The sequence below is a fragment of the Mesorhizobium sp. Cs1321R2N1 genome (assembly GCF_037179725.1).
Lineage (GTDB): Bacteria > Pseudomonadota > Alphaproteobacteria > Rhizobiales > Rhizobiaceae > Mesorhizobium > Mesorhizobium salmacidum.
Genome location: NZ_JAPYKP010000179.1, coordinates 1 through 10,257 on the forward strand (window position 1 = coordinate 1; position 10,257 = coordinate 10,257).

A 10,257-nucleotide genomic window follows, 5' to 3' on the forward strand; every position below is an offset into this window, starting at 1 on the left:
CGGATCGACGCCGTGGCCGAGCAGGCTGCCGAGGATCGCCGCGCCGCCGACACCGCCGATGGCTCCGCCCAGGATTTTGGGAAGCTGACCCATCGCCGCCGTCTTGATCGCCGCCCCGACCGCCTGACCACCGATAATGCCTGTAATGATCTGAATGATGATCGGAAGAAGCGTGTTCATGTCCATATGATTAGTCCCTCCATAGCTGCCAGCCTCCCGGGCCGACACGATCATGAGAGACGCCGAATTCGATGAAAGTCAAATGCACAAACGCTGAAATAAAAGGGGCGGCCCCAAAACCGCCCCTGCTTGCCCGAAAAGCTGTGACTATCGTTATTCTGCGGCGATGGCATGCTTGGGTTGAACGGCGATAGAATAGTCGTTCATGAGATTCTTGGCGATCTCGCCGACTTCGAATCGGTAGGGGCCGATCTCAGAAACCGGGGTTACTTCCGCTGCCGTTCCGGTCAGGAAGCACTGCTCGAACCCTTCCAGTTCTTCCGGCAGGATGGCGCGTTCGATGATCTCCAGGCCGCGATCCCTGGCCAGGCCAATGACGGTGCGACGGGTGATGCCGTCGAGGAAGCAGTCGGGCTTGGGCGTGTGGATCTTGCCGTCCTTGACGAAGAAGATGTTGGCGCCGGTCGCTTCCGCGACCTGGCCTCGCCAGTCGAGCATCATGGCGTCGGCGTAGCCCTTGGCCTCCGCGGCATGCTTGGACATGGTGCAGATCATGTAGAGGCCGGCGGCCTTCGACCGCGACGGCGCCGTGCGCGGGTCGGGCCGGCGCCATTCCGCCACATCGAGACGGATGCCCTTCAGCTTCTGCGCCGGGTCGAAATAGCTCGGCCACTGCCAGATGGCGATAGCGACATTGATGCGGTTGTTCTGCGCCGAAACGCCCATCTGCTCGCTGCCGCGCCAGGCGATCGGCCTGACGTAGGCGTCCTGGAAGCCCTGCTTCTTCAGGAGCGTGGTCGAGGCGTCGTTGAGCTCGGCCACCGAATAGGGAATCTTGAAGCCGAGCAGGCGTGCCGATTCATGCAGGCGCTCGGTATGCTCGTTGAGCTTGAAGATCTCGCCGCCATAGGCACGCTCGCCCTCGAAGACCGCGCTGGCGTAATGCAGACCGTGGGTCAGAACGTGGATCTTGGCGTCTCCCCACGGAACGAACTCGCCATTCATCCAGATGAAGCCGTCCAGTTGATCGAAGGGAACGGATGCCATGGTAACCTCCCGCGGACCTCGGTCCGCATATCTCAGTATCGTTGCGTGTTCTTTTTTTGGCCGCGCTATTGCGATTGGCGACGCCGGCCGGTGTCTCGAAGCGTAGGCGGATAATCGCGCTCTGGCAAACTCAGGAAGTTCCGGAAAAACCGGCCTGCCTTGCCTTTTCGTTCGCAATCCGCCCAAAAGCTTGTCAAAAATTACCATTGCAGGGAAATTACGTCAATAGTACTGACATAATCTCCCGTTCCGATGGAGAAATGATGACGGATAAAAACCCACCTGCCGGAAAACCGATCAGGACCGCGATCACCAGCGAGGACGGCATCGACTTCGCCATCATCGAACTCTTCTTCTTCGCCTATCGGGACTTCACTTCCGATCCCGACCAGATCCTGGCCGATTACGGCTTCGGCCGCGCCCACCACCGCGTTCTGCATTTCGTCAACCGCCGGCCGGGCCTGACCGTCGCCGAACTGCTCGATGTGCTGAAGATAACCAAGCAGAGCCTGGCGCGTGTGCTCAAACAATTGATCGACACCGATCACGTCGTGCAGTTGCAGGGCCCGCGCGACCGCCGCCAGCGTGAACTCTATCCGACGGCCAAGGGCCGTGCGCTGGCGCTGGCGCTGGCGCGGCCACAGTCGCGCCGCATCCGTGCTGCATTGGAAGATTGCGGTGCCGCCGAACGGACCTTGGTGGAACGCTTCCTCGAAGCGATGGTCAATCCGGAACTGAGAGCTCAGATCGACGTTGGGTCCGCAAAAATGTCAGGGAAAAGCCATGGAGAGCACTGAGAGGATCGATCAGGCGGCCGCACCGGACGACGATGCGCCGCATCTGCTCGTGGTCGACGACGACACCCGTATCCGCAATCTTCTCAAGCAATATCTGACCGAAAACGGTTTTCGCGTCACCGTCGCCGGCAATGCCGACGAGGCCCGCCGCAAGCTCGCCGGCCTCGACTTCGACCTGCTTGTGCTCGATGTCATGATGCCGGGGGAAAGCGGCGTCGATCTCACCAAGGCGCTGCGCGCCGAGAAGAACGTGCCGATCCTGATGCTGACCGCCTTGTCGGAGACCGACAGCCGCATCTCGGGCCTGGAGGCCGGCGCCGACGACTACCTGCCAAAACCCTTTGATCCGCGCGAGCTGATCCTGCGCATCAACAACATCCTGCGCCGGGGCGGCCCAGCGGCGACGCCCAAGGTCGAACAGCTGGTGTTCGGTCCCTACACCTTCCAGATCGCCAGGCGCGAACTGAAGCGCGGCGGCGAGGCGCTGAAGCTGACCGACCGCGAACAGGAGATCCTGGCGATCTTCGCCGCGCGCGCCGGCGAAACCATCCCTCGCCACGAGCTGGTCGGTGACGATTCGGAAGTCGGCGAGCGCACCATCGACGTCCAGATCAACCGGCTGCGCCGCAAGATCGAGCGCGATCCGTCCAACCCGGTCTGGCTGCAGACCGTGCGCGGTATTGGGTATCGGCTCAGCCTGGAATAGAATACCGGCCGCGGCCCAAGAGCATGATCCCGAAAAGTGGGAACCGGTTTTCGGAAAAGATTATGCTCCAACAAAGAGTTAGATCAGGATGACGATTCAGCCAAACGTCATGCTGATCTAATACCGCCGACGGATGAAAAGAGCCAATGGCGACCACGGAACTGGAACAGCCGGACAATGACGGCTTGAGCGCACGCGCCACGCGGACGCTCAAGGCGGTGCCGCGCATCTGGAACCGGTTCTGGCGCCTCGTTTCGCTTTACATGCCCAAGCGCCTCTATGCGCGCTCGCTGATCATCGTCATCGCGCCGATGATCCTTTTGCAGTCGGTCGTCGCCTTCGATTTCATGGAACGTCACTGGGCAACCGTGACGCAACGCCTGTCGCAGGCCACCGTGCGCGACATCGCCGCCATCATCGACCTGATCGAAACCTACCCGCACGACGGCGACTACGCCAACATCATCCGCATCGCGCAGGACCGCATGCAGCTGAAGGTCGACCTCCTGCCGCCCGATCCGCTGCCGCCGCCCGGTCCAAAACCGTTCTTCTCGATCCTCGACGATGTTCTCTCCGCCGAAATCACCCGCCAGATCAACCGGCCCTTCTGGATCGACACGGTCGGCAATTCCAACATCGTCGAGGTGCGCGTCCAGCTTGAGAACAAGGTGCTGCGCGTCTTCGTGCGCCGCAGCCAGGCCTATGCCTCCAACACCCACATTTTCCTGATCTGGATGGTCGGCACCTCGCTGGTGCTCCTGATGATCGCGATCCCCTTCCTGCGCAACCAGATCCGGCCGATCCTGGCGCTTGCCGAGGCGGCCGAAAGCTTCGGCAAGGGCCGGCCGATGCCGCGCGACTTCCGCCCGCGCGGGGCCGAAGAGGTGCGCCGCGCCGGCTTTGCCTTCATCCAGATGCGCGAGCGCATCGAGCGTCAGATCGAGCAGCGCACGGCCATGCTGACCGGTGTCAGCCATGATCTCAGGACCATCCTCACCCGCTTCAAGCTGCAGCTGGCGCTGGCCGGCGGCAAGGCCGAGACCAAGGCGGCGCTGGACCAGGACATCGAAGACATGCAGTCGATGCTGGAAGGCTATCTCGCCTTTGCCAAGGGCGAGGCGTCGGAGGATCCGGGACGTTTCGATCTCGAATCCTATTTCCAGAAGCTCGGCGAAGAAGCGCACTTGCGCAAATGCAGACTGTCGACGACGCTTTCCGGCGATCCGACCGTGCATGTGCGGCCGAACGCCTTCGCGCGGCTGCTGTCCAATGTCATCGGCAATGCCTTCCGCTATGCCCGCACCGTGGAGGTCGCCGCCAACCATGGCCGCGGCTCGCTTCTGGTCACCATCGACGATGATGGGCCAGGCATTCCGGCCGACAGGCGCGAAGACGTGTTCAAGCCCTTCGTGCGGCTCGACGCGGCCCGCAACCTCGACGCCAGCGGCACCGGGCTCGGCCTGTCGATCGCCCGTGACATCGCCCGCAGCCATGGCGGCGACATCACGCTCGACGACAGTCCGATGGGCGGCCTGCGCGTCGTGATCAAGGTTCCGGCCTGATTTCTATTTGACCATCCGGGCATGATCTTGCCTGAAAACCGGTTTCGACTTTTCGGGGTCACCGTCTGCTTCATCCGCCCGTCATGAAACCATGGTCAAGAGTGGCCATGAAGCGCGCGACCGCACTTGATTCGTCCTTGCCGCCTCACTTCGACCTCGGGCCCGTCAGGGTGCGCTGGAGCGAAGCGAGGGCGGCCGCATGGTCGCCGTTCCGGCATCGTTTCAAGGCAACCGCCGACCTCCGGAGCAAAGGACCGCCATGCGCATATTGATGGTCACCGACGCCTGGCGCCCGCAAGTCAACGGCGTCGTCCACACGCTGGAGCGGCTCACCGAGACCCTGAAATCCTTCGACGTCGCGGTCGAATTCCTGACCCCGAACATCTTTCGCACCCTGCCCTTGCCGACCTACCCCGACATCCGCCTGGCGCTGACCACGCCCGGCCATGTCGCGCGCCTGATCGACAGCTACAAGGCCGACCACATCCACATCGTCACCGAGGGGCCGCTGGGCATCATGGCGCGGCGCTATTGCCGCAATGCCCGCCGGCCGTTCACCACCAGCTATCACACCCGCTTTCCCGAATATCTCAGCGCCCGCCTGCCGGTGCCCGAGAGCTGGACCTATCGCTGGCTGCGCGATTTCCACAATTCGGGCCAGGGCACGCTTGTCGCCACCCAGTCGCTCGCCGACGATCTCACGGCGCGCGGCTTCAGCAAGCTCAGGCCCTGGACGCGCGGCGTCGACACCGAGCATTTCCGGCCCGACAAGCGCAAGGACCTCGGCTTCCCCGGCCCGGTTTTCCTGTGCGTCGGCCGCGTCGCCATCGAAAAGAACCTCTCCGCCTTCCTCGATCTCGACCTGCCGGGCAGCAAGGTGATCGTCGGCGAAGGTCCGGAGCTTGCCAAGCTCAAGGCCAAATATCCCCAGGCGCATTTTCTCGGCCATCGTCCCAATGACGAACTGGCCGAAGTCTACGCCTCGGCCGATGTCTTCGTCTTCCCCAGCCGCACCGACACGTTCGGCAACGTCATCATCGAGGCACTGGCCAGCGGCACGCCGGTCGCCGCCTATCCGGTGACCGGGCCTATCGACATCGTTGGCGACGGCTTTGGCGGCGCGGTTTCGAACGACCTGCACGAGGCGGCGCTTGCCGCGCTCAACATCAGCCGCGACCAGGCCCGCGAGCGCGCCATGCGCTACAGCTGGAAGGCCAGTGCGGAAATGTTTCTCGACGCGGTCGAGGAAGCGCTCGGCGTGAAGCGCGCGATCGCGGCCTGATAGGGTCGACACAGCCGAGCCGCCGCCGGCGAGCTTTAGCTAGGTGCGGAGCCTCAACAGGTTGTCCTTGGTTAGCCCGAGGCGGCTGATAGGTGGTCTTGATTAAGCTGCCGTGTGGCCGGTGCCAATTGTAGCCATAAAGCCATCGTGGCGGTTCTGCGGTGCGTTCATGAGAAGTGTTGTAGGCTCGAGCATAAGCCCATTCGCGCAGAGTCGGAGGTTTGCTCCTGATTCCGGCGGATGCGGCGTCGCCTTCCTTCCTGAACCTTGTGCTGATGCATTTTGGACTGGCGTGGCCGATCGACGTCCTGCATCTTGTGCAACGGTCGGAACCATTCTCGGCCCGTTTCGGCCTCCAGCTATCGCGTCAATTCGATCGGCCGCGACGCCGTGATGCCGTCTGCCGGGGCTTCCTGCCCGCTATTTCAGAATAGCCGCCCGCCGTCCGGCACCTTGCGTTCGATGGCGCCCAACACGACGGCGCCCTCTTCATCGGGGAAACCGAGCGTCAGCACTTCCGACATGAACGGGCCGATCTGGCGCGGCGGGAAATTGACCACCGCGAACACCTGCCGGCCGATCAAAGTCTCGGGCGTATAATATTTGGTGATCTGCGCCGACGACTTCTTGATGCCGATCTCGGCGCCGAAATCGATCTTCAGCTTGAAGGCCGGCTTGCGCGCCTCCGGAAACGGTTCAGCCTCGACGATCGTGCCGGCGCGGATGTCGACACGATCGAAGTCGGCAAAACTGATCTCGGGCTTGCGCTCGTTGCTGGAACTCATGTCGAACGCTTCTTGCTCAGGCGTTGCCGAAGGTCTCGAACAGCACGCCGGCCAGCGCGTCCTTGGCCGAGGTTCCCGACCAGACGACGAACTGGAAAGCCTGGAAGTAACACTCGCAGGCTTCCAGCGCCGAGGACAAAAGCACTTCGACCTGCTGGCTCGAGGGTTCGACCCCGCCGGCCAGGAGCAGCGACTGGCGGAACATGATCGCGCCTTCCTGCTCCCAGAGGTCGAAATGGCCGAACAGCATCTGTTCGTTGATCAGCGACAACAGCCGCATCACTTCCAGCGTGCGGGTTTCCGGCACCTTGATGTCGAAGGCGCAGGCCAGGTGCAGCGCCTCGAAATCCTCCATCCACGAGAAGGAGACGTGATAATCGGTCCAGCTGCCGGCAACCGAGATCGAGATTTCGTCGTCGCCGGCCCGTTCGAAGGACCAGTCATTGTTGTGGGCCACCTGCTCGATCACATCCACCGGATGGATTTCGCGGGAAAATTCGAATTCGAGAAGTTCCATGGAATGCTTCCTGTGTTCAGGGGGAGCGCCACACGCTCCGCGGGGCACACACGACGAACAATCTTGTCTAGAACTCGGACGGCCGGGACTTCTCAACGCAAAGACCCCAGACCGGACCCCACCGCCCGGCGCATGACCCCTGCTCCGAATCATGCAACAAATTCAGTCTATTGATCGGGAGTCGCGTGAACAGCCCAATTTTTCGCACTGCGTCATTCGCATGTGGAAAGGTGCCTGTCACAAAGAGTCACGCAATGCCGGTAAGCGATTCACGGCAAAGCGATTTTCAGGCTGGTGCTTTGTGGAAAAGTTTAACGAATTATTTTTTCGGCTTGGGCTTCGCCGGAGCCGCAGGTGTAGCCTGACCGGTCAGTTCGGCGATCCTGGCCTCGAGCGTCTCGATGCGTTCGGCGAGCCTGCCGTTCTCTTCTCTCGCCTTGGCCGCCATCTCGCGCGCGGCCTCGAACTCCTCGCGCTGCACGACATCCATAGAGTTGAGAATGCGCTCAGCCTGGCCCTTGAAGGCCGTCTCCACCTCGCGCCGGACACCTTGAGCGGCACCGGCTGCATCGGTCATCAGCTTGGCGAATTCATCGAGAATGCGGTTCGGTCCGGTCGACATGGCAGATCCTCGCTTGCATGATTTGAATTAGTGACGTGGCGCGAGGAATGCAAGAACGTTGGGGTTGGTGCGGCATCACGTCGGCCCGTCCCGCCAACCTACTGGCAAACTGTGTCAATAACTATTATTATTCTGGAATGGATTTACAGGAGGACCACTATGGCCATTAGTGCGGATTTGGGCACCCGTCTCGAAGATCTCGTCAACCAGCTTGTCAGCTCAGGTCGCTATAACTCGAAAAGCGAAGTGCTACGCGAAGGCGTGCGCCTTGTTGAGGAGCGCGAGAAGCGTCTTGCTGCTCTTGATGCTGCCCTCGCCAACGGCCTTTCGCAGGCTAACGCGGGCCGGGTTAAATCGGCTGATGAAGTGTTTGACCGCTTGGAGGCCAAATATAAGGCTATGGCAGACAAAGAGTGAGACGGCTGATCTTAACCGATCAGGCTGAGGCAGACCTTGAAGCCATTGGCGACCATATCGCGCAGGACAACCCATTTCGGGCCATAACATTCGTCCAGGAATTGCGCCGTGATTGCAGGGAATTGCGCAAAATGCCGGAGCGATATCCGCTCGTTGAACAGCATCGATCTTCTGGCATTCGGCGGCGTGTCCATGGCAACTATCTGATTTTCTATCGTGTTGGCGTAGAAACCGTGCAGATATTGCACATCCTGCACGGCGCAATGGATCCAGGAACGATCACATTCCCTGACAATTGACGGCACGATGCCGTACCTGCACAGGCTTTCGCGCAGCTCCTTCTGTACGGGATGGTGCCAAGTCGCCTATTGTGGCGCTTTCATCGCGACTTGCATCAAGCAAAAGTCGTCTTCAACCCGGAATAACCAATGGCAACGCCCCCGCGCAGACCGACAAATCCGATGGAAGCCGCCGAAGCTGTCTTCAAGCCGGTGAAGAAGCCGGCTCCGGCCCCGCCTCGCGAACTCTCCACCGCCCCGAATGTCCGCGAGCTTGTCTCGATCAGGATCGACCGGGCCGTGCTCGAGCATTTCCAGGAAGATGGCCCAGGCTGGCAGGACAGGATCAACGACGCCTTGCGTGAAGTGGTGGCCGGCAAGCCCAGGGGTTGAGGGCATCCATCCGCGCGACGGACCTTGAAGCGATCCCGTTCACGAGCCATGGACGGCCGTGCCCTTGCCTTGACCCTGCCAAAACCCTGCCGCATGGTCCGCGCCGATCGCAACCGAGAGCTCCCCGTTGAACGAGTATTTCCTGCTGCCGCTGGCTTCACTGCCTTTCCCGAACATCAACCCGATCCTCATCCAGATCGGGCCGCTGGCGGTGCACTGGTACGGCATCGGTTACATCGTCGGCATCCTGTTTGCCTGGTGGTATGCCAAGCGGCTCGCCGCAAATCCGAAACTCTGGCCCGACGGCGTCCTGCCGATGAAGCCGGAGGAGCTCGACGATTTCATCGTCTGGGCGGCCATCGGCGTGGTTCTGGGCGGCCGCACCGGCTATGTCCTGTTCTATGACCTGGCGCGCTATATCGCCCATCCGCTCGATATCTTCGCCGTCTGGCAAGGCGGCATGTCCTTCCATGGCGGCCTGCTCGGCGTCATCCTGGCCATGACGCTGTTTTCCTTTAAGCGCGGCATCCGCACCTGGTCGCTGTTCGATGTCGTGGCAGCCGGCGTTCCGGTCGGCCTCGGCCTCGTGCGCGTCGCCAACTTCATCAACTCCGAGCTCTGGGGACGGCCGACCGACGTGCCCTGGGCGATCGAATTCCCCAATGGCGGACCGTTCACCCGCCATCCGAGCCAGCTCTATGAGGCCTTGCTCGAAGGGCTGGTGCTGTTTGTGGTGCTGCGCATCCTCACCCACTCGCGCCTCAAGCTGAAGACGCCGCGCTTTGTCGGCGGCGCTTTCATCTGCGGCTACGGCCTGTCACGAATTTTCGTCGAGTTCTTCCGCGAGCCCGACCAGCAGCTCGGCTATCTCCTCGGCACAAACTGGCTGACCATGGGCATGATCCTGTCGACGCCGATGGTGCTGGCCGGCATCTGGGCGATGGCGACAGCCAAGCCGGTGAAGCAAGCGCGGCCGCAGGCGACATGACGCGACTGAAATCCCGTATCGTCGACCTGATCGAGGCGGTGGGTCCGATGCCCGTCAACGAATACATGGCGCTGTGCCTGTTCGATCCGCGCGACGGCTACTACACCACACGCGAACCGTTCGGCGCGGCCGGCGACTTCATCACCGCGCCGGAAATCAGCCAGATGTTCGGCGAACTCGTCGCCGTCTGGCTCTATCAGGCTTGGACAGCGATCGGCCGGCCGATGCCGGCGACCGTCGCCGAGATCGGCCCTGGCCGCGGCACGCTGATGAAGGACATGCTGCGCACCTTGTCGCGGCTCGACCCCGCCTTGGCCAATGGCGCCGCCTTCGCCATGATCGAGACCAGCCCGCGCCTGACGGAAATCCAGAAACAGACGCTCGGCGCGACACCGTTGGCTGTTTCCTGGCACGAAACCATCGACACGCTGCCGCGGCAGCCGCTGCTGATCGTCGGCAACGAACTGTTCGATGCCGTGCCCATCCGCCAGTTCGTCCGCGCCGGCGCCGAGTGGCGCGAGCGCATGGTCGGCCTGGACGACGCGGACAATCTTTGCTTCTTCGCGGGCGTCGGCTCGGTCGACCCGACGCTGCTGCCCAGGGATGCAGCCGACGCGCCGCAAGGCGCGATCGTCGAAATCGCGCCCGCCCGCGCCGCCCTGATGGCGGCCATCGCCGAGCGC

At 62.1% G+C, this 10,257-nt stretch carries 13 protein-coding genes and 2 pseudogenes; 9 read left to right on the top strand and 6 right to left on the bottom strand.

The window, feature by feature from the left end; translation table 11 throughout:
- Together O7A61_RS28660 and O7A61_RS28665 are read right to left on the bottom strand one after the other, a co-directional pair.
- A pseudogene (locus O7A61_RS28660) lies at positions 1 to 186 on the bottom strand (hypothetical protein); the annotation flags it as partial.
- Positions 187 to 333: 147 nt separating this feature from the next.
- Positions 334 to 1,227 carry a branched-chain amino acid aminotransferase gene (locus tag O7A61_RS28665; RefSeq protein ID WP_140751091.1) on the bottom strand — a complete coding sequence of 298 codons (894 nt, stop codon included), beginning with the start codon at positions 1,225 to 1,227 and terminating at the stop codon, positions 334 to 336.
- Between the two features lie 263 nt (positions 1,228 to 1,490).
- On the opposite strand from O7A61_RS28665, the gene O7A61_RS28670 reads away from it, so the two are divergent.
- From O7A61_RS28670 to O7A61_RS28685, 4 genes are all read left to right on the top strand, one after another.
- The gene (locus tag O7A61_RS28670; RefSeq protein WP_337106048.1) at positions 1,491 to 2,024 is read left to right on the top strand and encodes a MarR family winged helix-turn-helix transcriptional regulator; all 534 of its coding nucleotides are present in this window, start codon (positions 1,491 to 1,493) and stop codon (positions 2,022 to 2,024) included.
- The gene (locus O7A61_RS28675) at positions 2,011 to 2,730 is read left to right on the top strand and encodes a response regulator transcription factor (protein ID WP_337132630.1); all 720 of its coding nucleotides are present in this window, start codon (positions 2,011 to 2,013) and stop codon (positions 2,728 to 2,730) included. Before O7A61_RS28670 ends, O7A61_RS28675 begins: the two co-directional genes overlap by 14 nt.
- A 146-nt stretch (positions 2,731 to 2,876) precedes the next feature.
- Positions 2,877 to 4,292, top strand: coding sequence for an ATP-binding protein (locus O7A61_RS28680; RefSeq protein ID WP_337132631.1), 1,416 nt, complete (start codon positions 2,877 to 2,879; stop codon positions 4,290 to 4,292).
- A gap of 259 nt (positions 4,293 to 4,551) precedes the next feature.
- Positions 4,552 to 5,574 carry a glycosyltransferase family 4 protein gene (locus O7A61_RS28685; protein WP_337132632.1) on the top strand — a complete coding sequence of 341 codons (1,023 nt, stop codon included), beginning with the start codon at positions 4,552 to 4,554 and terminating at the stop codon, positions 5,572 to 5,574.
- Between the two features lie 39 nt (positions 5,575 to 5,613).
- Here O7A61_RS28685 and O7A61_RS28690 read toward each other — a convergent pair.
- From O7A61_RS28690 to O7A61_RS28705, 4 genes and pseudogenes are all read right to left on the bottom strand, one after another.
- Positions 5,614 to 5,785: pseudogene (locus O7A61_RS28690) on the bottom strand (IS481 family transposase); the annotation flags it as partial.
- A 214-nt stretch (positions 5,786 to 5,999) separates the two neighbouring features.
- Positions 6,000 to 6,359 carry a tRNA-binding protein gene (locus tag O7A61_RS28695; RefSeq protein WP_224595760.1) on the bottom strand — a complete coding sequence of 120 codons (360 nt, stop codon included), beginning with the start codon at positions 6,357 to 6,359 and terminating at the stop codon, positions 6,000 to 6,002.
- A gap of 16 nt (positions 6,360 to 6,375) precedes the next feature.
- Positions 6,376 to 6,876, bottom strand: a complete 501-nt coding sequence (locus tag O7A61_RS28700) for a YbjN domain-containing protein (RefSeq protein ID WP_337132633.1) — start codon at positions 6,874 to 6,876, stop codon at positions 6,376 to 6,378.
- A 319-nt stretch (positions 6,877 to 7,195) separates the two neighbouring features.
- Positions 7,196 to 7,498, bottom strand: coding sequence for an accessory factor UbiK family protein (locus O7A61_RS28705; protein WP_027143348.1), 303 nt, complete (start codon positions 7,496 to 7,498; stop codon positions 7,196 to 7,198).
- A 159-nt stretch (positions 7,499 to 7,657) separates the two neighbouring features.
- Between O7A61_RS28705 and O7A61_RS28710 the strand changes: the two genes are divergently transcribed.
- From O7A61_RS28710 to O7A61_RS28730, 5 genes are all read left to right on the top strand, one after another.
- Positions 7,658 to 7,915 carry a type II toxin-antitoxin system ParD family antitoxin gene (locus O7A61_RS28710; RefSeq protein ID WP_337132634.1) on the top strand — a complete coding sequence of 86 codons (258 nt, stop codon included), beginning with the start codon at positions 7,658 to 7,660 and terminating at the stop codon, positions 7,913 to 7,915.
- On the top strand, positions 7,912 to 8,214 hold the full coding sequence (locus O7A61_RS28715; protein ID WP_337132635.1) for a type II toxin-antitoxin system RelE/ParE family toxin: 303 nt from the start codon (positions 7,912 to 7,914) through the stop codon (positions 8,212 to 8,214). The genes O7A61_RS28710 and O7A61_RS28715 overlap by 4 nt, the downstream gene beginning before the upstream one ends.
- 129 nt (positions 8,215 to 8,343) lie before the next feature.
- On the top strand, positions 8,344 to 8,586 hold the full coding sequence (locus O7A61_RS28720; protein WP_337132636.1) for a BrnA antitoxin family protein: 243 nt from the start codon (positions 8,344 to 8,346) through the stop codon (positions 8,584 to 8,586).
- A 127-nt stretch (positions 8,587 to 8,713) separates the two neighbouring features.
- Positions 8,714 to 9,574: a prolipoprotein diacylglyceryl transferase gene (gene lgt / locus O7A61_RS28725; protein WP_337132637.1), complete on the top strand. Its 861-nt coding sequence runs from the start codon at positions 8,714 to 8,716 to the stop codon at positions 9,572 to 9,574.
- Positions 9,571 to 10,257 (top strand): SAM-dependent methyltransferase (locus tag O7A61_RS28730; protein WP_337132638.1); only part of this gene is annotated, 687 nt, incomplete at its 3' end. The genes lgt and O7A61_RS28730, both read left to right, overlap by 4 nt.

What these genes read in the sequence shown, in the direction of transcription:
- O7A61_RS28685 (WP_337132632.1), top strand. Translation starts at nt 4,552, where the DNA reads ATGCGCATATTGATGGTCACCGACGCCTGGCGCCCGCAAGTCAACGGC.
- O7A61_RS28670 (WP_337106048.1), top strand. Translation starts at nt 1,491, where the DNA reads ATGACGGATAAAAACCCACCTGCCGGAAAACCGATCAGGACCGCGATC.
- O7A61_RS28665 (WP_140751091.1), bottom strand. Translation starts at nt 1,227, where the DNA reads ATGGCATCCGTTCCCTTCGATCAACTGGACGGCTTCATCTGGATGAAT.
- O7A61_RS28705 (WP_027143348.1), bottom strand. Translation starts at nt 7,498, where the DNA reads ATGTCGACCGGACCGAACCGCATTCTCGATGAATTCGCCAAGCTGATG.
- O7A61_RS28680 (WP_337132631.1), top strand. Translation starts at nt 2,877, where the DNA reads ATGGCGACCACGGAACTGGAACAGCCGGACAATGACGGCTTGAGCGCA.
- O7A61_RS28710 (WP_337132634.1), top strand. Translation starts at nt 7,658, where the DNA reads ATGGCCATTAGTGCGGATTTGGGCACCCGTCTCGAAGATCTCGTCAAC.
- O7A61_RS28695 (WP_224595760.1), bottom strand. Translation starts at nt 6,359, where the DNA reads ATGAGTTCCAGCAACGAGCGCAAGCCCGAGATCAGTTTTGCCGACTTC.
- O7A61_RS28700 (WP_337132633.1), bottom strand. Translation starts at nt 6,876, where the DNA reads ATGGAACTTCTCGAATTCGAATTTTCCCGCGAAATCCATCCGGTGGAT.
- O7A61_RS28720 (WP_337132636.1), top strand. Translation starts at nt 8,344, where the DNA reads ATGGCAACGCCCCCGCGCAGACCGACAAATCCGATGGAAGCCGCCGAA.
- O7A61_RS28675 (WP_337132630.1), top strand. Translation starts at nt 2,011, where the DNA reads ATGGAGAGCACTGAGAGGATCGATCAGGCGGCCGCACCGGACGACGAT.